We start from the raw sequence: 21,296 nt of genomic DNA on the forward strand, positions 1-21,296 counted from the left end.
GCCGATGGTACTGCAGGGGGGACCCTGTGGGAGAGTAGGACGCCGCCGAACTCCTTTTACGGAGAAGCCCCGTGCCCTTGTGGCACGGGGCTTTTTCGCGTTTACCTCTCTTCTTTTCAGTCAGGCGTGACCAGTTGTTCAGCCGGCGGTGACCAGGTGGGTGTCGTAGGCCAGGATGACTGCCTGGACACGGTCGCGGGATCCCGTTTTGGCGAGAATGCGCGTGACATGTGTCTTGACCGTCGATTCCGCGAGGCGGAGCCGATCGGCGGTCTCCGCGTTGGTCCATCCCCGGCCGATGACCGTGAGGATTTCCCTTTCCCGTTCGGTGAGGCTCGCGATGCGGGCGTCCAGCGTGGTGGGGCCGCCGGGCACGGCCGGCAGATGGTGTGCGTACGCGTCCAGAAGGCGGCGGGTGAGGCTGGGTGCGACCACCGCGTCGCCGCTGGCCACGGCCCGTATGCCGGAGAGGAGTTCCTCGGGCAGCGTGTCCTTGGTGAGGAAACCGCTGGCGCCGGCACGGAGGCCGTCGTACGCGCAGCTGAAGCGTTGCATCGGCTGGTCGTCCGCGATCAGCACGGTCGTCACGAGGGGATGTCGTCCAGGGGGAGTCGGAGCCGTACCCGCCAGCCGGCCGTGGCCGGAGTCGTGGCTGTGGCCTGCGTCAGCAGGGGGCCCGCCCCGGGCGATGCGGGTCCGTCCGGCGGCTGCGGCGAGCCGGGCCTGCTGGTCGCGTTCGAGTTCCAATCGCTGGGCGCGGTCGACCAGGGCCTCGGTGTACTCCTTGCGGGTACGGACCACGATGCCCAGCAGGGCCGCGAGTGCGAACGCCCAGAGGTGGGGGACGCACAGCAGGTCCCAGCTGTGCGGGAAGCGCACCGAGCCGACCACGAGCGGAACGGTCACCAGGGCGCCCGCCCGCGCCAGGGGCCGCACGGGCAGCCGTAGCGCGATACGGCCGTCGGACGGCTGCGACGCCACAGCAGTGGTGCGGAGAACGCCACGCTCATCAGCAGGACGACGGGTTCGGGCGCGTTCCGGTTGCCGGCCACGGTGCGCCAGCCCTCGGTGGTGAAGTCGAGTACGGCGAAGATCACCCAGAACGTGGTGAGCAGTCGGTTCCACTCGGTGAGCGGCGCGCTGTGGGCGGCGTACGCCCGTCCGCTGATCGTCGAGCGGCCTCGGGTGGGCGCGTCCAGGCCGAGCAGCATGCGCATGGTTGTCGATTTCCCGGCGCCGTGCGGTCCGAGGAATCCGGTGACGGTGCCGGGCCGGGCCGTGAAGTCGAGGCCGTGGACGACGGTGGTGTCTCCGTGCCTCTTGGTGAGTTCGTATGCCCTGATCATGCGGTCGACGCTACGGAGGGGGCGTGCGGCGGGCGTCGGACCTGGGCCGGGACGTGGTGGGGCGGATAGTACCGGGGCACGACGACGCTCTGCCCGGTGAATGTTGATTGCACAGGTCGGGTGCCCGCGGAGAGGATCGGCGGATGGAACATGTGATTCGAGCGGTGCGCGCCGATGAGTGGCCCCTGGTCAAGGAGTTGCGGCTGACCGCCCTGCAGGACCCGGCTGCGTCGGTGGCGTTCGTGGAGACGTACGCGCAGAGCGCCGCGCAGCCCGACGAGTTCTGGCGGGACCGGGCGCTCGGCGCCTCCGGGACCGGGCAGGGAGAGGTACGGCAGTTCGTCGCCGTCGGGCCCGGGGGGCGGTGGGACGGCAGCGTCACCGTGCTGATCGAGCGGTCGGGCACGGAGGTGCGGTTCGGGGAGGTGGTCGACGTTCACCAGGCCCTTGTGGTCGGTGTGTTCGTACGGCCCGAGGCGCGGGGCGGGGGCCTGGCGGAGGCGCTGTTCCGGGCCGGGACGGACTGGGCGTGGTCGTTGCGTGAGTCACGGATCGAGCGGGTGCGGCTGTATGTGCACGAGGACAACGCGCGGGCCGCGGCGCTCTATCGGCGTATCGGGTTCGCGGCCACCGGGCATACGGTGCCCGTGCCGGGCGACCCGTCCGCGCGGGAGCTCGAGTACGCGGTGGGGCGGCCGGCGGTGTAGGCGGCGCGCGGGGGCCGTCCGGTCGGTGTGAGTTCGTTCAGCGTGAGCCCACTCACCGTGAGCCCGTAAGGTCCTGCGTCCAGCGGGCGCGGGCCTGTTCGCGGGAGCGGAGAAGGGCCAGGGTCGGCAGGCCCATGGCCTGGCCGGTCGACAGCAGCTCCGGGAGCCGGGGGAGAGGTGCCACCGCGGCGACGTCGTCGAGCACGAGCGTCATTGGTGGGTCGAGCCGACCGTCGGTTGACCGTGCGGCCATGCGGCGGCCGTGCTCGACCACGTGCGAGGCGAGTGCCGTGAGCAGAGGCATTGCTCCGGGACCCGAGCGGGGATCCTCGATCGGTTCACCCACCACATAGAGGGTGCCCCCTTCGTCCGCGAAAGATTCCAGCACGAGCGAATCCGCCCGGTTGGGCGTGCAGGCATCGCGGATGTGGACCGAGGAGAGCGCGGTGAAGGCCCGTACCGTCAGCTCCTGTGCCATTTCACGGCGTTCGGGGTGAGCGGTGAGCGCGGACTCCAGCAGGCCCGCGAGTCCGGAGGCCGCTTTGGGGTGGGTGCGGAGCAGGCGTACCGGTTCGTGGGCGCTGCCGCCGAGGGCCCAGCGGTGGACCTGGCGGAAGGGGCGGCCGTCGATGGCGGCGGCGTGCAGCCAGCACTTCAGGAGTGTTTCCGCGGTGTCGGCCGTCGTCGCGTCGATACGGGCCTGCGGCCGGACCGGGGCGAGAAGCGCCGTGGAGCGCGCGGCAGCCGTGTCGGGCTGCTCGCAGCCCGCCGTGGGGGACCAGTGGAGGCGGGCCGGGGTGTCGCAGAGGTGGCCCGGGTCGTAGACGAGGACCGGGCCGAGCTTGGCGCGGGCGTCCTTCGTCTCGGCCCAGACGGTGGGGTCGGAGGTGACGACGAGCGCGGGCCCGTCGGCCTCCTGGATCGCCTGGACGACGGTGGGGCGGCGGGTGGCGGCCGGTCCGTACACGACGAGGGGGGTGCGGGGCGTGGGGAGCGCGGCGGCGTGGGCGGGGAGCGGATCGGTGTCGGACCGTACGTGCTCCACGGGGGTGGGCGCGGGTACGAGGAGCGGCTCCGGGGCAGGGGGCGCCGGTGGGGCGGGTGTGAGCGCCGAGTGCTGGAGCGTCTGCTGCGGCTGCGGCTGCGGCTGCGGCTGCGGCTGCGGCTGCGGCGCAGGAGTGGGAGTGGGAGTGGGAGCAGGGGTGGGTACCGGATGGGGTTGTGGTGGGGCCTCGGTATGGGGTTCGGTGCGGGGCTCGTGCTGTTGGGACCGCACGGCCTCGACTCCGTCCCCGGCCGTGCCCCCGCCGCCGTACCGTTCGTCGCGTTGCCGCGCGCGCACCGCCCGCCAGCGGGCCACCACGCCCAGCACGAACACCGTCAGCACCACCAGCACCATCAGTTCGCCTATGAACAGGCCCCAGAACAGGCCGTACCCGGAGAGCGCGCCCGCCGGGGTGTTCGGCCAGGCGGCCGGGAGGTCGTGCGGAGCGGTGACGAGTCGACGCATCGCCAGCGGGGTCTCGGCGAGGGTGACCCCCTCCGGCCAGGCGCCGTGCGCGAAGAGTCCGGCCAGGCCGGTGGCCGTCCAGGCCAGGAGCGTCAGCCCGAGCAGGAAGGCCAGCAGCCCTATCAGCAGCCCGTCCGGGATGCCGCCGCTTCCACTGCCCCCGGTACGTACCTCGCCGCGCCCCGCCATGTCAGGCCACCGTTGACTCGGACGACTCGTTCAGCCGTTGTTGGTGCTCGATCCGGGCCGCGCGCTCCTCCGCCTCCAGCTCGGCGGCGCGTACGTCCTCCGGGACGAGTTCGGCCGTCGAGGACTCGGTCATCGCGCGGTCGGTGAAGACCAGGGGGCGTTCCGCCTCGGTGATCAGGTGTTTGACCACCTGGACGTTGCCGTTGACGTCCCAGACCGCGATGCCGGGGGTGAGGGTCGGGATGATCTCGACCGCCCACCGGGGCAGGCCGAGCACGCGTCCGGTCGCTCTGGCCTCGTCGGCCTTCTGGGCGTAGATCGTGCGGGTCGACGCCATCTTGAGGATCGCCGCTGCTTCCCGCGCCGCCGCTCCGTCGACGACGTCGCTGAGGTGGTGGACGACGGCCACGAACGACAGACCCAGCCGCCGGCCGAACTTCAGCAGGCGCTGGAAGAGCTGCGCCACGAAGGGCGAGTTGATGATGTGCCAGGCCTCTTCGACCAGGAAGATGCGTTTCTTCCGGTCGGGCCTGATCCAGGTGTGCTCCAGCCAGACGCCGACGATCGCCATCAGGATCGGCATGGCGATCGAGTTCCGGTCGATGTGCGAGAGGTCGAAGACGATCAGCGGGGCGTCGAGGTCGATGCCGACGCTCGTCGGCCCGTCGAACATGCCGCGCAGGTCACCGTCGACCAGCCGGTCCAGGACGAGGGCGACATCCAGGCCCCAGGCCCGTACATCGTCTATGTCGACGTTCATCGCCTCGGCGGATTCGGGCTCCGGGTGGCGGAGTTGGTCGACGATGTCGGTCAGGACCGGCTGCCGGTCGGTGATCGTCTCGTTGACGTAGGCGTGGGCGACCTTCAGCGCGAAGCCGGACCTTTCGTCCAGGCCGTGTCCCATCGCGACTTCGATGATCGTGCGGAGCAGTGCGAGCTGGCCGGTCGTGGTGATCGAGGGGTCGAGCGGATTGAGCCGGATGCCGCCGTTGAGCGCGGCGGTCGGGTCGAGGCGGATCGGGGTGAGGCCGAGCTCCTGGGCGATGAGGTTCCATTCGCCGACGCCGTCCTCGCCCTGGGCGTCCAGGACGACGACCTGGCGGTCGCGGAAGCGGAGCTGGCGGAGCACGTACGTTTTCTCCAGCGCGGACTTGCCGTTGCCGGACTCGCCGAGCACCAGCCAGTGCGGGGCGGGGAGCTGCTGTCCGTACAGCTGGAAGGGGTCGTAGATGTAGCCCTTGCCCGAGTACACCTCGCGGCCGATGATCACGCCGGAGTCGCCGAGGCCGGGGGCCGCGGTGGGCAGATAGACGGCCTGGGCCTGTCCGGTGGACGTACGGGCGGGCAGCCTCGTCGTCTCCACCTTCCCGAAGAGGAAGGCGGTGAAGGCGTCCGAAAGCGCGGACAGCGGATCTCGCATGGCGTGACCGACCTCCCTCTCGTTTCTCTCGGTTCTCTCGGTCGTTCCGGGGTCAGCGACGGATGCCGGTGGCGAACGGCAGGGTGTTCACGAAGGCGCGGTGGTGCTCGCGGTCGCACCACTCCAGCTTGAGGTACGACTTGCCGGCCGAGGCCCGGATCGTGCGCTTGTCGCGGGCGAGGGACTCGGGCGAACGCGAGGACACGGTGATGTACCCCACCAGGTTCACTCCGGCCGCACCGCTCGCGAGGTCTTCACCCCGCTGGTCGAGTCGGCCGTGTGCGGCGATGTCGCGCGGGTCGACGGTGCGGTTCATCTTGGCCTGACGGCTGGCTTCCGCCTCGTCGTTGGTCTTCTCTGTGAGCATCCGCTCGATGGCGACCTCGGTGGGTTCGAGGTCCATGCAGACCGCGACCGTACGGATCACATCGGGGGTGTGGACGAGGAGCGGGGCCAGGAAGTTGACGCCGACGGGGGTCATCGGCCATTCCTTCACCCAGGCCGTGGAGTGGCACCAGGGCGCGCGGGTGGCCGACTCGCGGGTCTTGGCCTGGAGGAACGTCGGCTCGACCGCGTCGAGCTCGGCCGGCCAGGCGTTGCGCTTGGTCATGGCCTGGATGTGGTCGATGGGGTGGTCGGGGTCGTACATGGAGTGCACGAGGGAGGCGAGCCGGCTCTGGCCGAGCGGTTGGCGCACCCGGATGTCGGCCTCGGCCAGGCGGGCGCAGATGTCGGTGAGTTCGCGCGCCATGACGACGGCGAGGCCGGCGTCCCGGTCGAGCTTGCGGCCGGTCTCGGGGCGGGCGGCGCGGGCCATGGCGTTGGCCTCGGCGGCCAGCTCGCGGGTGTAGTGCATGCAGGCGACGAGGTAGGCGCGGTGCTGCTCGCTGGAGGTGGAGACCATGGACTGGAGCTGGTCGTACGACTCCCGCAGCCAGCCCGGGGACGTGTGGTCGCCGCGCTGGGCGACGTCCTTGGCGTGGGCGTCGGGGTCGGCGGGGAGGGTGCGGGCCAGCATCTGGATGCGGGTGACGAAGCCGTCGCCGTTGGCGACGTGCTTCAGCAGGGTGCCGAACCGGTCGACGAGGGCTTCCTGGTCCTCGCTGTCGCGCAGGCCGACGCCGGGGCCCTCGATCTCGATCGCGGCGGTGACGGTGCGGCGGTCGGCGTGCAGGAGTACGGCGATCTCGTCCGGTCCGAAGGGGGCGGCGAGCCAGTTGATCCGGCCGATGCCGGGGGGCGGGCCGATTTCGACCTCGCGCCCGTCGGCGCCGACGCCCGCCTCCATGGCTCCGGAGCGGTAGGTCGTACCGCGGCGCAGGGAGCGCTTGTAGCTGCGGTTGATTTCAAACCATTTGTAGAAGGTGCGGTGCTTGTACGGGAGGTACACGATCGCCAGGGCGAGGATGGGGAAGCCCACGAGCAGCACGATCCGCGGGCCCAGGTAGGGGACGGCCAGGCCGCTCATCATGCCGAGGAACGCACCGGCGATGATCAGCGCGATCTCGCCGGTCTCGCGGTTCTTGCCGACGATCGCGTTCGGCCGGGCGCGGCCGATGAGATACGTACGGCGGGGCGCGATCGTGTGGGACGGAGTCGTCAACGCCCTCCACCTCCCGTGCTGTTGTTACCTGAACTGCCTGATCCGCCACCTCGGGGGGAGCGGCTGCCGTGGGGGGTGCCGGAGGCCGGTCCCGATCCGCTGCGGGGCGGAGGTGTGGCCGCGGGTACGGATCCGCCGCCGGAGTTGCGGGAGCTGTGCGCGGCGACACCGCCGCTGACCGCGTTGGCCGGACGGGCCCCGCCGCCGCTGCCGCCGTCGCCGCTGTTCTGGGCGCTGCGGCTGCTGTGGGTCTTGATGCCCTGGGAGACGAGGGCGGCCGGTGAGCTGATCATGGCGGCGGCCTGGGAGCCGTCGGTGGCCTGCTTGCGGTTGGTGCGGGCGCCCTGGATCTCGTCGCCGAAGCCGGGGACGAACCGGTAGATCATCGCGGAGGCGGAGATCGCGAGCAGGATGATGGCGAGGCCGGACACGACGGCGGAGAACGCGTTCGGCCCGTCGTCCTGGGAGAGCGCGCCGGCCAGTCCGAGCACCACGACGATGACCGGCTTGACCATGATCACCGCGATCATGATGCCTGCCCAGCGGCGGACGTGGCCCCACATGTTCTTGTCGACGAGCCCCGCGTAGACGACGGTGCCGAGGAGGGCGCCGACGTAGAGCAGGGCGGCGCGGATGACGAGCTCCAGCCAGAGGATTCCGGCGGCGAGGATCGAGACCAGCGAGACGACGATCAGCATGATCGGTCCGCCGCCGATGCCGGAGCCCTTCTTGAGAGCTTTGGCGAACGATCCGAAGAAGACGTCCGTCTGCCCGCCGGAGGACGTGGCGATGATCTCGGTGACCCCGTCGGTCGCGGAGACGACCGTGTAGAGGATCAGCGGCGTGAACGCCGAGGCGAGGACCGTCAGCCAGAGGAACCCGATGGCCTCGGAGATCGCGGTGGTCAGCGGCACGCCGCGGATGGCGCGCTTGGCCACGGCGAGCAGCCACAGGACGAGGGTGAGGACGGTGGAGGCGGCGAAGACGATCGCGTACTGCTGGAGGAACTTGGTGTTCGTGAAGTCGACGTTGGCGGTGCTCTTCACCGCGTCGCTGAGCTTGTCGACGATCCACGCGGCGGCGTCGGCGCAGCCGCGGGCGAGGGAGGAGAGGGGGTCGAGGGAGTTGTCGGGGCTGCTGGGGACGTTGGAGGGGGCGCCTGCGTCGCCCTTTTCGCAGTAGTCCCTGGCGGGGCCGTGAATGAGGTCGCAAGCGTTGTTGCTCTGGCTCGGACTGGGGGTCGGCGAAGGAGCAGCGGCAACTTTGGTGGCCAGGAGGACGGCGTGTACCTGTACCGCTGCCAACAGAGCCACGACGGATGACGCGCGGCGAGGTGAACTAGGACTATCGGGCATAGGTGAACCCCCCGAACCCATTGACCGCACCAGCAATCTCGTCAGCACTGGAAGCCCGTGTGTCGCCCCCCACTGGTGCGGGACCGTCCTTCTGCGAGTGGGTTACAGCCTTCCAATCGCCATTGACCCACTGCAGTTCCATGGTGATGGTGAACCAGCCGTCGGTTACTGGCTTGGTCGAACCCTCACCTGCCAGGCCAATCAGCCCGGAGCACCAGACCTCCACCGTGGCCTGGTCAGCGGAGCTCTTCATGACCTTGGTGCCGATAGGAGTGGTGCGCGAGATGAAAGTGAAGCCAGCAGGAGTCGAGCCATCGTCGTTGAGACCCAGGTTCTTGAAGAGCCCTGCGGAGTAGGCCTCATCGAGCGTTGAGCGAAATCCGTTCACAGCGGAAGGGGCGATGACGGCGTCGAGGATGTTGTCCCGTTTTGCCTTGTCGAACATCTCGGCTGAACCCAGTGCCACGGAGTAGTTCGCGGCCGCGCTCTGCGCCCCCTGCTCGTCATGGGCGAACCCCGACGGAATCGAACCGTTCTTCCCCGTCACTGGCTTCGTCCCCGTGGCCGCCGTGGACGACGAGTCCGGCTTGGTGCCGGAGCTTCCCGACCGGCCGTTGTTGCCGTCTCCTCCGCCTCCGCCCATGTTCGCGAACGCGATAGCCGCGATCAGGAGGACGACCACGCCGACCAAGGTGACGAGGGAACGGGAGCTGCGGGCGGGACGGCGGGGGGTGCCGTAGCCGTCGCCGCCCTCGCCGTCGGGAAGGCGGGTACGGGTCTGGCGCGTACCGCCGATGGTGCTGTATCCATCGTCCGTACGGCCCGGACCGCTGCCGTAGCCTCTCTCGTCGCCGGGACTCATGCCGCGTACTCCCCCTCAACCGTTTCCTGAACCGGGTAGTACGACGGTAGCCGTGCGGGTTCCCGCGCGGGCGCGGTGTGGTGACTCGACATCAGGGAGACGCAACCTCTGCCGGTGGGCACGACGGACGGATGGTGTGGGGATGGGCTGGAGTGGCCCCTGGCGTGGAATGACAGCCGGTCAGACAGCCATTCCGTAAACGATGGTGAACAAGGTTCCCAGAGATCCGATGATGAACACACCGGTCAGACCGGCTACGATCAGCCCCTTGCCCTGCTCCGCGCTGAACGTGTCGCGCAGTGCCGTGGCACCGATGCGCTGCTTTGCCGCGCCCCAGACCGCGATGCCGAGGCAGAGCAGGATGGCAATGGCCATCACGACCTCGATCATTACGCGGGCCTCGTTGCCCAAGGTCCCGAACGGCCCCCAGTTCGGGGCGATTCCGCCGATGATGGTGGTGATGTCGCCCTTTTCAGCTGCCAGGATCATGTAAGTCACCGCCCCTGTTGGGTAGTTCATTGCCCCTGCCACACGACACGGGTCGCTCTCTATCTTCGCTGATGAAACTGCTCTCGTACGACGGCTTGGCGGCTCTCTTTACCCGGATCTCGTACGTTTGACCGGTCTGGCCGCCCTGACCTGCGGATCGAATCGGTGTATGACCGAATACGTATGGTTACTCTGTGTATCACGGGGGGTGACCTCGGGCAATGAATGCCATCCCGCCACCCTGGCCGAGACCTTTGCGCAGGGCCCCGACGGCGCTTGATCGGGTCAGAGCAGGGGGTGGCGCGGGACCGGTGGCCGGGGTGGTGTCGTCCAGTTCGGCGGCGGCCGGAAATCGCACCAGGTGCCGTCGAAGGGAAACGTTCCGGCTTCGGCGAGCCGTACGACCGAGTCGCCCTCGCTCCGGATGGCCGATGCCTCGTCGGCCGACCAGTAGGCCGGGTCACCGGTCTTCTCGGCGAAGGACTGCTCGTCCTTCCACCGCCAGCTCCGGTCCGGCGCCACGTTGATGTCGAGTTCGTGGTCGGTGATGTCGATGTCGTCACCGTGGTGGACCCGGCGCTCCAGATTTACGTACCAGCCACGGAACTTCTGTCTGCGGCCGAAGAGCCAGAGGACGGAGTGCGAGGCGCCTGTCGGCTGGTAGAAGAGCGCGTTGCCCATCGGCCATCGGCCGGCGACCACGGGATAGCCGTCGGCCGGGCGGTCGTGCGGGGCGATGTCCCGTAAGTGCGCTCCGTGCGGAAGCTTCGTACGCCACATCGGTGTGCCGGCCTCCATCCACACCAGCTGCCCCGCTTCGGTGCGCTCGACGAGGCGTACGGGCACCGAGGCGCTCAGGTGTCCGCCGATGAAGAAGTTCCAGCGGAGTATCCGGCCCGGGTCGTCGTTCATGTTGTCGATCATGCCCCTGGTGCGGTGGGCGGACACGTGATCAGAGAATCGGTTCGGCGTGCCGTCGTGCGCGCGGCTGGATACGCCGGGAGCGCCGCTCATGTGGATGAATCGGTCGAACTGGCGTCCGTCGTGAACCCGGTGCCTCCCATGGGGCCGAAGCGGACCAACCATGACGAGGCTGATCAGTGGCTCGGGCTGGGTGCCGATCTGATCAGCTTCGGTCGCGCTGCGTCGCGGTGGCCCACAGCAGTACCGCGCACACGAACGCAGCCCCGGCGAACACCAACGGGCGCGCCAGGGCGTCCTCCCGTGCGCCCGCGAGCAGCGCGCCGATTGCGGCAGGGGCCAGGGCCGCCGCCGGCAGTGTGCGGCGGCGCGGCACGGTCTCCCGTGCGGCGGGCGGGAGAAGGCGGGCGGCGACGGCGTGGCAGGCGCAGGCCAGCAGCGTGGCGCCGAGGGCGTCGCTGGGCCGGTGCCAGTAGAGCGCCTGTACGGCGGCTGCGATGTAGGGCCGGGTGCGCGGGGAGGCGACGAGAACGGCGCCGAGGGCCAGTCCGGCGGCGATGGCGACGTGACCGCTCGGGAAACTCACCTCGGTGAGATTGCTCGGCGCGCCCACGATGTCCGGACGCGGCAGGACGTATGAGTTCAGCCCCTCCGCCCCCACGATCGTGACCACCGCGACCCCGATGGCCGCGCAGCCCTCGCGCCAGCACCGGCGCACCAGGGTGACCAGCCCGATCAGCGCGATCCCCACGGCGACGGTCTCGTGCTCCGCGGTCAGCGGTGGTGGGCCCACCGACTGGCATGGCGCCCGCGTAGATCATCGCCGCCGAGGCCGGGAGCGCGATCCACGGCTTGCCCCGCAGCAACGCGACCACGGCGACCAGTGGGAGCAGGCCGTACGGCAGCACCCGTGTCACCGTGCCCGGCCCCTGTGCCCACGGGTACCAGCCGGTGGCGTGGAAGCCGATGGCGCGGCTGCCGGGGGCGATGCGCAGCGCCCAGTCCCACACGTCCTGCAGGTATGGCACCAACGCCAGTACGGACAGGGCAAGGGCGGCCAGATGAATACCGTCCAGCCACCATGGCCGGGCCGGATCGTCGGCGGCGGTCCGGGCGTGCGCCTGCACCCCTCCGCGCAACAGGGCGGCGGACTCGCGGGGCGGTGGCCAGTCGCGTCCGGGGTGTGCCTCGGCAAGGCAGGCCAGCAGCTCGTTCCCGTACTGGTCGCGGTAGGCCTTGGGGTACGCGGCAAGCAGCAGACGGTTCATGCCGTCCCGAGGGTCCTGAGACGTCCGGTCACGAGGGCCGCCGCCTGCTGCATGCGCAGCGCTTCCTGCTCAAGCGCGCCGGTGCCGTCCTGCGTGAGCCGGTAGTACCGGTGCGGTCGCCCGTCCACGACCTCCTCGTGGTCGGCGACCACCAGCCCGGACCGTTCCATCCGCTCCAGTGCCCCGTACAGGGTGCCGACGGCGAGCCTGAGCCGTCCGTCGGTGGCGCGCTCGGTGGCCTTGATGAAGAGACACCTTCTGCGCGGGAACGTGACCGCCGACTGGTGAGGTGTCACGTTGCCGTGCGGAGTGGGGGCCGGTGGTCAGTGCCGGGTCGGTGGGTTTTCCTCGTCGCCGCTCTCGGTGAAGTGGTCGAACTCGCCGGCCACGACGCCCTTGGCGAAGGCGTCCCATTTCGTCCGGGTGGTCGTGACGAGGTTGGTGGGGGCGCCGGTTTCGCGGAGGTGGACGAGTTCGTCCGGGCCGAAGGCGATCTCGATCCAGGGGCCGGGGCCCTCCTCGTCCTCGGGGGCGGCGCGGATCCAGGTGAGGTCGGCGGGGACGTCAGCCATGGGCGCGGTTCTCCTTGAGGGTGCGTACGAGGGCGGCCCACGCGGCGGGTGTGGTGCGGAGTATCGCCCCGGTGGGGTCGCCGCTCTCGGTGAGCTGGACGGTGCCGGGGGTGGGGGCGGCTATGTGTACGCAGGAGTTTCCCTGTGCGCAGTAGGACGACTTCTGCCAGGCGGGAGCGGACATCGTGGGTTCCTTCACAGGTCGCGGGCGATGGTGTGGATGAAGTCCCTGGACTCTTCGCGGGCCAGCGCGGTGGCTTCCATGCGGCCGAGCAGAACGCGGTACTTCTTCAACTGGGCCTCGGCGTCGAGGAAGACGGGGCCGTGGGACTGGTCCAGGTTGACGGTGTCGAGCTGTGGGACCGGGCCGAGGAAGTAGTAGATCGACTGGCCCGACCCGGCAAGGACTCCGGCGGAGAAAGGGATGACCCGGAGGGTGATGTGGTCGCGTTCGCCCATGTCGAGGAGGTGCTGAAGTTGCTTGCGGGTCACCTTCGGGCCACCGAACTGCATCCGCAGGGCGGCCTCGTGGACCACGGCCTCGTGCGGTGTCGGCGATTCCCGGAACAGCACGGCCTGCCGTTTGATACGGAACGAGATGCGGTGCTCGATGTCGGGAGGCGACAGCTCGGGAACATCCTGGCGGAAGATCTCGCGCGCGTATTCCGCGGTCTGGAAGAGGCCGGGGACATGAACGGTGACCGCAGTTCGCAGTCTGTGGGCGTGGTGCTCGATTTCAGCCAGGTCGAGGAGCGGCGCGGGTAGGGTCCCGCGGTACTCCTCCCACCACCCGCGCGAGCGGTCACCCGTCATGGCGGCCAGGGCGTTGACCAACTCGTGGTCCGAGCAGCCGTAGTGGCAGGACAGGGTGCGCACCCGTTCGGCGCTGACGCCGTAGCGGCCGGCTTCGATGTTGCTGATGCGCGCCTGATTGCCGCCGAGGAGCCTCGCGGCCTCGGTCGCGGTGATCCCGGCGCGCTCACGCAACTTGCGGAGTTCGGCGCCCAGCCGTTGGCGGCGGGCTGTTGGTGTGGCGCTGGATGACATCACTCGCTCCCCGGCTTGGTCACCCACACGAGGGTATCTGTCACGTAATTCATGAAGTTCATGGAATGCATTCCATGTTTCGCTCTACTGTCGGGCTCAGGCCACCCGCCCGGAAGTACCCCGCTCGACGGAGCGGCCTCGTCACCGGGCAACCGGAAACCCATGATTCAACTTCCCTCCGTGAACGGAGACTTCCATGGTCAGTGCCACGGTATCCCCGCCCTGGGCGTACACCCTCCAACTCCCGCAGGATCCCCGCGCCCCGGGCGTGGCCCGCTCCACCCTCCGCACCGTCCTGCGCGTGCACGGCATGGGTGAACTCATCGAGATCGCCGAACTGTTGGCGAGCGAACTCGTCACCAACGCGTATCTGCACTCCTCGGGGGCCTACTCCCTGCGCCTGCGCGATGCCGGGCGCAGCCGTGTCCGGCTGAGCGTATGGGACACCAACCCACACATCCCCGCCCCCTTCCGATGGAACGCCGAAGCACCGGAGGAACTCGCCGAACGCGGGCGGGGGCTGTACCTCGTCACCCTCTACGCGGAGAGCTGGGGCGCCCACCCCATGGGGACCGGACTGCCGGGGCAGGGCGGGAAACTGCTCTGGGCGGAATGCGCGGCCAAGGGGGAGGGGTAGGGCCTCTCGTTCGGATCAGGCCGGGCTCGTGTACCCCGGCTTGATCCGAACGAGAGGCCCCAGGCGGGGGTCCGGGCCGGGCGACAGACATGCGGGGCGGGCATAGCCTCGTCGCATGGTGCGGAGCGAGGCGAAGGACGTGGCCGGGTATCTGGCCGAGGTGCCCGAGGATCGCAGGGACGCCCTGGACAGGCTGCGGGGGCTGTGCCGGACGGAGCTCGCCGGTTTCGACGAGGTCATGGCGTACGGAATGCCCGCGTACGAGCGGGACGGCGTCGTCGAGATCGCGTTCGCCGCCCAGAAGCAGTACACCTCTTTCTACCTGATGCGCGGTGACGTGCGTGAGGCGTTCGCAAAGCGGTTGGCCGGACAGGACATGGGGAAGGGCTGCCTGCGCTTCCGCAAGGCGGAGGCCATCGACTACGACCTGGTGCGGGACCTGCTCCGGGCGACGGCCACGGCGTCGGGGCGGGGCGCGGTCTGCTGAGCGGAGCCGCCCAGCCCGTGACCGGCGGAAATTCGCTGGTGATGAGGCGGGAGAGCCACGTAGGAAGGGGGTATGAGTGCCTCCACGTCCATACCGCCGACCGCCGATCGACGGACCTTCGTCCGCGCCACGCTCGACCTGGGGGACCTACTGCTGCGCCCCTGGAGCCGGGAGGGCGCCGATCTGGAGGCGATGCTGGACGGGCTGGTCACCGCCGCCGCGGACCCTCTGATCGCCCGCTGGAACCCCCTCCCGGCAGCCGATCGCGCCGAGGCCATGGCGTGGCTGGAGTTGCGCGAGGGCGGCTGGGACCGTGGTGATGCTGCCAGCTTCGCCGTACTGGGCGCGGCCGACGGCGCGGTCCTGGGCGCCGTCGGCCTGCGCTGGGACGACCGTGCGGACGGCCTCGCGATGATCGGTTACCGGACGTTCCCGTCCGCCCGCGGACGGAGCGTGGCCACCAGAGCGACGTCGGCGGTGACCGACTGGGCCTTCAGCACCGCCGATGCCCGCCGGATCGAGATCGCCCACGCCATCGGCAACGAGGCCTCCTGCCGGGTGGCCCACCGCTGCGGCTTCCTTCTTGAGGGAACGCTGCGCCAGTCCTACCGCTACGGCGACGGGGCGTACCACGACGAGCATTTGCACGCCCGTCTGGCAACCGATCCGGTGCCGGCCGGCCGCGCGACGGCCTGACCGGCGGGTACGGACCGGGTCGTCGGCCTGCCGCTCCTGGATAGCCCGTTCGGGTGAACCGTGGGTCGTGCTGTGCCGGGCCCTGTGCGGACACGACGCCTTGAGGCGCGAGTGGGCGGCGTGTCGCCCGCACGGGATTTGGCACAGTGCCGCTCCACGATCAAGGACGGAGCGGGGTGACCGGAGTGACGGTGGTGGGACAGCCGGGGGGTCGTCAGCGGCTGAGCGATCTGGCGGGGCTGAAGAGCGGCGGCGACGGGGACGTACTGAAGCACAGCGACGGGCCCTGGCTCCGAGCGGCCGGGGGTGCGGAAGTGATGCACACGCACCTCGGCCCGGTGAAGACGGAACTGGAGACCGCGCACGAGGGACTGCTCGCGGGGACCGCCGGGCTGACCGCGCTGGCGGAACTGGGCGCCGTCCGGGAGTCGTGGGAACGACGGTTCGAAGCCGCGCGGGGTGAGTGCGGGGCCCTGGCCGGGAAGCTGCGGGCTGTCGCCAGGGCCCAGGGGGAGACGAACGAATCCGTGAAGGCGTCGTTCGCGCCGGTGGCGGGCGGACCGCGATGACGCTCACCTGGACACAGTTACGCGACCTGAGGTGTGGCGAACTGGAGGGCGCGGCCGACGGGTGGGGCAGGGCGAGCAACCGTGCCGACGCGGGCCGGGACCGGATCGAGACACAGATGCTCAACGGGTTGCGCGGTACGCAGCACGGCGAGGCGGCGAGCGCGGCGGTCGGCCGGTTGCGGCAGCTGAGCAGCAACCTGCAGTACGTCTACACGGAGTGCGGGCTGCTCCGTACGACGCTGAACAGCATGGCCCACGAACTGCGCGCCCAGCAGAGGGCGTTGCGCGATGCACTGGACGACGCCGAGTCCCTGAAGCTCACCGTCCACGTGGACGGTTCGGTGACGTACCCGGCGGCGGGCGAAGGCCTGATCGACGGCCGGCCGTTGCCGGGCGGTACGGCGTCGGCCGACGTGGCGCCGGGCCTCCTGCCGCCCTCGGGCCTGGTGGCGCCCAACCCGAACGCGGCAAAGGCGCAGGACATCGCGGACCGGGTGGCGAAGGCCGTGCGGACGGCGGCCGAGATCGACTGGCGGTACGCCCGCATTCTGCGTCGGCTGAAGGCCGAGGAGGGCCTGAAGGTCCCCGACACCACGTGGACCGACGCGGCGGGCGACGCGGCCGCGGTGCGGGGCGCGGCGCGCGGCTACCTGAAGGACGGCATCCCCCGCGACGCGTCACCGGCCGAGCGGAAGGCGTGGTGGGCCGCCCTGACGGACGAACAGCGCGAGGAATACCTGGCGGTGTACCCGGACCAGATCGGCAACTTGGACGGCATTCCGGCTATGGTGCGGGACGCGGCGAACCGGGACAACCTGCAGCTGCTGATGGGGAAGCTGGAGGGGCGGGACGACGCGAAATCGGAGACGCAGCTTGCGGGACTGCGGGAGATCGACCGGCAGTTGCGGGAGGGGCGGCAGCCGCCGATGTTTCTGCTCGGCATCGGGGATGAGGGGAACGGGCGGGCGATCGTCTCGTTCGGGAATCCGGATGCGTCCAGGAATGTGTCGGCGTATGTGCCGGGGTTGAGTACCGCGTTAGACGAAGACTTCGCGAAGAACGATCTGAAGCGGGCCCGGGACACGGCTATTGGGACTCAAATTCACGATCCTTCCAGCGCGGCGATTGTCTGGCTTGGCTATGACGCGCCGCAAACGCCAATCACTGATCCGCTGGGATCCTTTGCTGTAATGGGCGACGAGAGAGCCGAGAAGGGCGGGCTGGCATACAACAGTTTCATGCGAGGCCTTGAGGCAACGAATGAGAACGAGAACCGGCACTTGACTGCAATCGGTCACTCTTATGGTTCGCGCACTGTGGGCGCTGCTGCACAGCAAGGGGGTGGGATCCCAGGGGTTGACGACATCATCCTGGTTGGCAGTCCAGGGGTGGGTGTTGACCACGCCGAAGAGCTGGGGGTAGGGAAGGAGCACGTATTTGTCGGGGCTGCCGAAAACGACATGGTGACCAAGCTTCCGTCCAAGCAGCAGAGTGCAGTCGGCGCGGTGGGGTTGATTGCCGGTGGGCCAGTGGTGTCCTACATCGCAGGAGATATTGCTGACCAGGGGGACGACGATCTTTGGTTCGGTAAGGACCCGGCGAGTGAGGCATTCGGGGCGAGGCGTTTTCCCGTCGATGACGGACAGAGGCTGCTCAGCGGCAGGGGAATTTCCTTCGATGCGCATCGTCAATACTTCGATCCAGATCGGGATGCTTCATCGGCTAACAGTATCGCTCTGATTGCGGCGGGGAAGCCTGAGAGGGTCAAGGCGGAGGAGTATCGATGAGGATCCGATTTCAAACGATCACTGTGATGCTGCTGCTATGTATGCCGCTTGCTGGATGTGTGAGCAATGAAAAGAGGGCTGGCGTGGATATGCAGGAAGCGGCGGTACACGCAGACGGCATCATGGACGCGACGCTGCGAGGTATTGAACCGACGGTGCAATGGGCCCACGGTCCCACAACGACGGGTAGTTGTGGTGTAACTCGCAGGCGTGCAGTAATGACCGTTGTGTCCGAGAGGCGGCGGGGAAGTTTTTTGGGATTGGTGGAGCGCATCTGGCGGCATCGTGAGTACAGGATCAAGGGTGTCAATAACGACACAGACTCCCCGGCCATCTACGCCCAGACAAAAGATGGGTTCGGTGTCACTCTGATTATCGGTGGTGCAGGCCAAGCCTTCTTCGAGGTGGACAGCCCCTGCGTGAATGAGTCCGAGGTGAAAGATCCAACCACTCCACCCAACGGCCCCGCATACGAAGGCGTCTACCCTCTTCCCCGCCCCAACGTCCGCTCGGACTTCTGGTCCGCCGGGGCGCCCTGATGTCACGTCTCCGCCGCCAATGACCCATATCAAGCCGGTCGGTGGCGGAAAGGGATAGGCCGATCACCTGGGACTTTGAGTCCTGCATTGGGCCCTGGGGCCCATGCCGCGCCCAGTGTTGGTGTGGTCGCATACAGAGACCGGGGGAACTGTCGCTGCGCCCACTCACAAAGCTGGGAGATTCGCCGTGTCTGGCATACGAGAATTAGCGGTTCCAGGTGGTGCCGACACGGGTGCCGCCGAGGTCCGTCCAGGCAGGCAGTCGTTGTCGCGCCCTCTGCAGGCGGTGCTGATTCTCGTCCGACTGCTCTTCGTCGTCACCGCCGTTGGTGTGATCGACGCGTTGGTCGTGGCTTCGTCTGTCGACGCCGTGGACGGACGGCTGTTGGGCATGTTGCTGTACGCGGCGCTGCCCGGCGTCACCGGGTTCGTGCTGTCGCTGTACATGCGTACCGGTGGCGTCTGGATCTGGCGAGGGCTCCTCGCCGTACATGCCTGGCTCATCCTCGGCGCCCTGGCGACGCTGGGCGGGAGCACCGGCGGGCAGGGCGTGGCGCAACTGGTGATGCCGGTTGTCGTCGTCGTTCTGCTGCTGCGGCCCGGCTCTCGTGAATGGTTCGGGCTCAGCCCCGAACAGCGCGCCGAGCACCGCTCGTTCAGCGTCGCGCGGATGATCAAGTGGCGTCGGGACGCCGGTCAGACCGCGATGGAGTACCTGGGCATGATCCTCGTGGTCGTGGCCCTCATCGGCGGGCTGGTGGCGACCGGGATCGGTGGACAGCTGACCGGCGAGCTCCGGAACGCCATCTGCCAACTGACCGGAAGCGCCTGCCCGGCACCCCAGGTCGAGGTGGTGGCCGGCAAGGGCGAGGGCAAGGGCGGCGACGGCTCGACCGGCGGCGGATCCGATGCCGCCGGTGGTGCGGGCTCCGAGGGCTCGACCGTGACCGGGGGCACGGGGTCCGGCGGGTCGACGACGACGGGTGGGAACGCCGCGTCGGGTGGGAACGCCGCGTCAGGAGGGAACGCCGGGTCCGGTGGGTCCACTGCGTCCGGTGGGTCCGGATCCGGTGCAGGCGGCACGGAGGGTTCCGGCGGTGCAGGCGGCTCCACAGGTACCACCGGGTCCACCGGCTCCACCGGCTCGGCCAACGGCGATTCTTCTTCGCAGGTCGACGCGGGTAGACAAAGCCCGAAGCCGAACACCTCCCGCCCCTCCGACGGCAACTTCGTCACCGGTGTCATCGGCAAGGACGGCCTGTGGGGCGACGTCAGCGGCGCCGTCGACACGGTCATTCACCCGGGCGACACCATCAAGGGCATCGCCGACCAGTACGCCCAGTCCGCCCGGGGCGCGAGCGACAAGTGGAACAAGGGCCAGTACATCCCCGCCGCCTGGGACATGACCAAGGCATCCGGTGGGGGCGGCGGCGCGGTCGCCGGGCTGCCCGGCTCCGGGTCGCGCGTCGAGGCGGCGGTGCGGGACGCTGAGCGCGACTACCTCAACGCCCGTATCCCGACCGACGCCACCGCGGCCCAGCGCAAGTCGTGGTGGGACGGGCTGACGCAGCAACAGCGCGACCAGTACCTCGAACTCTCACCGGACAAGATCGGCTATCTGGACGGCATCCCGGTGGCGGACAGGGACGCGGCCAACCGGAAGAACCTTCCGGACCTGATCTCGAAGCTGGAGGGGAAGACCGACTCCAAGTCGAAGAAGCAGCTGGCGGGATTGCTGGAGATCGACCGGCAGCTTCAGGAGGGGAGCAAGCCGCCGATGTACCTCATCGGCATCAGTGACGAGGGCAACGGGAGGGCCATCGTCTCCTACGGCAACCCCGACACTTCGAAGAACGTGTCGGCCTATGTGCCGGGGCTGAACACTTCCCTCGACGAGGAGTTCGCGAAGAGCGGTCTCAAGCGGGCCCGTGACACGGCGATCGGCGCCCAGGGGTACGACCCGTCCACCGCGGCGATCGTCTGGCTCGGGTACGACGCCCCGCAGACGCCGGACGGGCTGCACAGCCTGGCGGTCGCCGGCACCGGACGGGCGGAGAAGGGCGGTGCAGCCTACAACGACTTCATGGGCGGCATCGTGGCCACCAACCAGAACAAGGATCCGCACATCACGGCCATCGGGCACTCCTACGGTTCCCGGACCGTGGGCGCCGCGACGCAGCGCGAAGGCGGCATACCGGGGGTCGACGACATCATCCTCGTCGGCAGTCCGGGGGTGGGCGTGGACCGCGCCGTGGACCTCGGCGTCGGCAGCGGGCACGTCTTCGTCGGAGCCGCGGCCAACGACCCGGTGACCAAGCTCCCGTCCAAGACACAGGTCGTCGTGGGTGCGGTGGGGATGATCCTGGGCGGCCCGGCCGGCGCGTACATCGCCGGAGACCTGGCCGATCCGGGCGACGACGACCTCTGGTTCGGCAAGGACCCGGCGAGCAAGGCCTTCGGCGCCCAGCGATTCCCGGTGGCCCCCGGCCAGCCCCTGATCAGTACCGGCGGGGTGAGTTTCGACGCGCACTCGAACTACTTCGATCCGGTACGAGACGCTATGTCGGCGGACAGCATCGCTCTGATCGTGTCGGGACACTCCGACAGGCTCAAGATGGAGGAACAGCGATGAAGCGAAGGTTCCAGACCGTCGCGGTGGCCCTGGCTTTCGGCTTCGCACTGTCAGGCTGCGGCAACGACAGCGGGCAATCGAGCGGCAGCGCGAGCGCCGGGACCACGAAGAGCACCAAGAGCACCAAGGGGAGCAACATGAACATGCAGGAGGCCGCCGAACGGTCCGACAGCATGCTCGACGACGTACTGAAGGCGATCGACCCCGAGGTGCAGTGGGCGCACGGACCGACGACGACCGGCAGCTGCGACGTGACGCGCAGGCGCACCGTGATGACCATCGTGTCGGCCGAGCGCCGGCAGAGCTTCCTGGACCAGGTCGAGAAGTTCTGGCGCGAGAGCGACTACCGGATCAAGGCCAAGAACAAGGACGAGGAGTTCCCGGCGATCTACGCGCAGACGAAGGCCGGTTTCGGGATCAGCGTGAGTTTCCGCGGCAGGGGGCAGGCGTTCTTCGAGGCCGACAGCCCCTGTGTGAAGGAGTCGAAGGTCGCCGACTCCACCTCCAAGCCCAACGGACCGGCGTACGAAGGGGTCTATCCCCTCCCGCGCCCCAACGTGCGCTCCGACTACTGGTCGGCCGGAGCGTCCTGATGCCCGCTCAGTGCGCCGGGGCGGCCGGACGATGACCCCGATGACCCGGTTGATTCGCACACACCCG

The 21,296-nt window shown here is 69.1% G+C and carries 22 protein-coding genes and 3 pseudogenes; 10 read left to right on the forward strand and 15 right to left on the reverse strand.

Features of this window, described 5'->3' with window-relative positions:
- Positions 1-138 precede the first annotated feature (138 nt).
- Both ACF1B9_RS29850 and ACF1B9_RS29855 read right to left on the reverse strand, forming a co-directional pair.
- Positions 139-981 carry a response regulator transcription factor gene (locus tag ACF1B9_RS29850; protein ID WP_391745809.1) on the reverse strand — a complete coding sequence of 281 codons (843 nt, stop codon included), beginning with the start codon at positions 979-981 and terminating at the stop codon, positions 139-141.
- Positions 982-1,109: 128 nt separating this feature from the next.
- Positions 1,110-1,346: pseudogene (locus ACF1B9_RS29855) on the reverse strand (ATP-binding cassette domain-containing protein); the annotation flags it as partial.
- A gap of 143 nt (positions 1,347-1,489) precedes the next feature.
- On the opposite strand from ACF1B9_RS29855, the gene ACF1B9_RS29860 reads away from it, so the two are divergent.
- Positions 1,490-2,053 carry a GNAT family N-acetyltransferase gene (locus ACF1B9_RS29860; RefSeq protein WP_391745807.1) on the forward strand — a complete coding sequence of 188 codons (564 nt, stop codon included), beginning with the start codon at positions 1,490-1,492 and terminating at the stop codon, positions 2,051-2,053.
- A 52-nt stretch (positions 2,054-2,105) separates the two neighbouring features.
- Here the strand turns inward: ACF1B9_RS29860 and ACF1B9_RS29865 are convergent, their stop codons facing one another.
- The 7 genes from ACF1B9_RS29865 to ACF1B9_RS29895 all read right to left on the reverse strand — a co-directional run bounded on the left by ACF1B9_RS29865 (position 2,106) and on the right by ACF1B9_RS29895 (position 10,393).
- Positions 2,106-3,752, reverse strand: coding sequence for a type IV secretory system conjugative DNA transfer family protein (locus ACF1B9_RS29865; RefSeq protein ID WP_391745805.1), 1,647 nt, complete (start codon positions 3,750-3,752; stop codon positions 2,106-2,108).
- Position 3,753: 1 nt separating this feature from the next.
- Positions 3,754-5,172: an ATP-binding protein gene (locus tag ACF1B9_RS29870; RefSeq protein WP_391745803.1), complete on the reverse strand. Its 1,419-nt coding sequence runs from the start codon at positions 5,170-5,172 to the stop codon at positions 3,754-3,756.
- A gap of 52 nt (positions 5,173-5,224) precedes the next feature.
- The gene (locus tag ACF1B9_RS29875; protein WP_391745801.1) at positions 5,225-6,775 is read right to left on the reverse strand and encodes an SCO6880 family protein; all 1,551 of its coding nucleotides are present in this window, start codon (positions 6,773-6,775) and stop codon (positions 5,225-5,227) included.
- The gene (locus ACF1B9_RS29880) at positions 6,772-8,130 is read right to left on the reverse strand and encodes a hypothetical protein (RefSeq protein WP_391745799.1); all 1,359 of its coding nucleotides are present in this window, start codon (positions 8,128-8,130) and stop codon (positions 6,772-6,774) included. The genes ACF1B9_RS29875 and ACF1B9_RS29880 overlap by 4 nt, the downstream gene beginning before the upstream one ends.
- Positions 8,120-8,992, reverse strand: a complete 873-nt coding sequence (locus ACF1B9_RS29885) for a hypothetical protein (protein WP_391745797.1) — start codon at positions 8,990-8,992, stop codon at positions 8,120-8,122. Before ACF1B9_RS29885 ends, ACF1B9_RS29880 begins: the two co-directional genes overlap by 11 nt.
- A 180-nt stretch (positions 8,993-9,172) precedes the next feature.
- Entirely contained in the window at positions 9,173-9,481 is a 309-nt protein-coding gene (locus tag ACF1B9_RS29890; RefSeq protein ID WP_018101695.1) for a hypothetical protein, read from the reverse strand.
- A gap of 285 nt (positions 9,482-9,766) precedes the next feature.
- Positions 9,767-10,393: a DUF402 domain-containing protein gene (locus ACF1B9_RS29895; protein WP_391745795.1), complete on the reverse strand. Its 627-nt coding sequence runs from the start codon at positions 10,391-10,393 to the stop codon at positions 9,767-9,769.
- A 129-nt stretch (positions 10,394-10,522) separates the two neighbouring features.
- Here ACF1B9_RS29895 and ACF1B9_RS29900 point away from each other — a divergent pair.
- Positions 10,523-10,663 (forward strand): annotated as a pseudogene (locus ACF1B9_RS29900) (alkene reductase); the annotation flags it as partial.
- Here ACF1B9_RS29900 and ACF1B9_RS29905 read toward each other — a convergent pair.
- From ACF1B9_RS29905 to ACF1B9_RS29930, 6 genes and pseudogenes are all read right to left on the reverse strand, one after another.
- The gene (locus tag ACF1B9_RS29905) at positions 10,608-11,195 is read right to left on the reverse strand and encodes a prepilin peptidase (RefSeq protein ID WP_391745816.1); all 588 of its coding nucleotides are present in this window, start codon (positions 11,193-11,195) and stop codon (positions 10,608-10,610) included. The pseudogene ACF1B9_RS29900 and the gene ACF1B9_RS29905 sit on opposite strands and share 56 nt — an antisense overlap.
- A pseudogene (locus tag ACF1B9_RS29910) lies at positions 11,170-11,670 on the reverse strand (hypothetical protein); the annotation flags it as partial. The pseudogene ACF1B9_RS29910 and the gene ACF1B9_RS29905, both read right to left, overlap by 26 nt.
- Positions 11,667-11,966, reverse strand: a complete 300-nt coding sequence (locus tag ACF1B9_RS29915; RefSeq protein ID WP_391745794.1) for a PadR family transcriptional regulator — start codon at positions 11,964-11,966, stop codon at positions 11,667-11,669. The gene ACF1B9_RS29915 and the pseudogene ACF1B9_RS29910, both read right to left, overlap by 4 nt.
- 27 nt (positions 11,967-11,993) lie before the next feature.
- Positions 11,994-12,242, reverse strand: coding sequence for a DUF397 domain-containing protein (locus tag ACF1B9_RS29920; RefSeq protein WP_391745793.1), 249 nt, complete (start codon positions 12,240-12,242; stop codon positions 11,994-11,996).
- Positions 12,235-12,426, reverse strand: a complete 192-nt coding sequence (locus ACF1B9_RS29925) for a DUF397 domain-containing protein (RefSeq protein WP_391745791.1) — start codon at positions 12,424-12,426, stop codon at positions 12,235-12,237. The genes ACF1B9_RS29920 and ACF1B9_RS29925 overlap by 8 nt, the downstream gene beginning before the upstream one ends.
- A gap of 11 nt (positions 12,427-12,437) precedes the next feature.
- Positions 12,438-13,289: a helix-turn-helix transcriptional regulator gene (locus ACF1B9_RS29930; protein WP_391745790.1), complete on the reverse strand. Its 852-nt coding sequence runs from the start codon at positions 13,287-13,289 to the stop codon at positions 12,438-12,440.
- A gap of 196 nt (positions 13,290-13,485) precedes the next feature.
- On the opposite strand from ACF1B9_RS29930, the gene ACF1B9_RS29935 reads away from it, so the two are divergent.
- The 8 genes from ACF1B9_RS29935 (at position 13,486) to ACF1B9_RS29970 (ending at position 21,229) form a co-directional block, all read left to right on the forward strand.
- Positions 13,486-13,926 carry an ATP-binding protein gene (locus tag ACF1B9_RS29935; RefSeq protein ID WP_391745789.1) on the forward strand — a complete coding sequence of 147 codons (441 nt, stop codon included), beginning with the start codon at positions 13,486-13,488 and terminating at the stop codon, positions 13,924-13,926.
- Between the two features lie 115 nt (positions 13,927-14,041).
- A complete protein-coding gene (locus ACF1B9_RS29940) occupies positions 14,042-14,413 on the forward strand; it encodes an iron chaperone (RefSeq protein ID WP_391745788.1) in 372 nt (123 codons plus the stop codon).
- 72 nt (positions 14,414-14,485) lie between these two features.
- Entirely contained in the window at positions 14,486-15,109 is a 624-nt protein-coding gene (locus tag ACF1B9_RS29945; protein WP_391745786.1) for a GNAT family N-acetyltransferase, read from the forward strand.
- Between the two features lie 176 nt (positions 15,110-15,285).
- On the forward strand, positions 15,286-15,678 hold the full coding sequence (locus tag ACF1B9_RS29950; protein WP_391745784.1) for a hypothetical protein: 393 nt from the start codon (positions 15,286-15,288) through the stop codon (positions 15,676-15,678).
- Positions 15,675-17,465, forward strand: a complete 1,791-nt coding sequence (locus ACF1B9_RS29955) for an alpha/beta hydrolase (RefSeq protein WP_391745782.1) — start codon at positions 15,675-15,677, stop codon at positions 17,463-17,465. The genes ACF1B9_RS29950 and ACF1B9_RS29955 overlap by 4 nt, the downstream gene beginning before the upstream one ends.
- Positions 17,462-18,004: a hypothetical protein gene (locus tag ACF1B9_RS29960; protein ID WP_391745780.1), complete on the forward strand. Its 543-nt coding sequence runs from the start codon at positions 17,462-17,464 to the stop codon at positions 18,002-18,004. The genes ACF1B9_RS29955 and ACF1B9_RS29960 overlap by 4 nt, the downstream gene beginning before the upstream one ends.
- Before the next feature lie 286 nt (positions 18,005-18,290).
- Complete coding sequence (locus ACF1B9_RS29965) at positions 18,291-20,636, forward strand: alpha/beta hydrolase (RefSeq protein WP_391745779.1); 2,346 nt, start codon at positions 18,291-18,293, stop codon at positions 20,634-20,636.
- Positions 20,633-21,229, forward strand: a complete 597-nt coding sequence (locus ACF1B9_RS29970; protein WP_391745777.1) for a hypothetical protein — start codon at positions 20,633-20,635, stop codon at positions 21,227-21,229. The genes ACF1B9_RS29965 and ACF1B9_RS29970 overlap by 4 nt, the downstream gene beginning before the upstream one ends.
- Positions 21,230-21,296 lie beyond the last annotated feature (67 nt).

It is taken from the genome of Streptomyces sp. NPDC014727 (assembly GCF_043083485.1).
Lineage (GTDB): Bacteria > Actinomycetota > Actinomycetes > Streptomycetales > Streptomycetaceae > Streptomyces.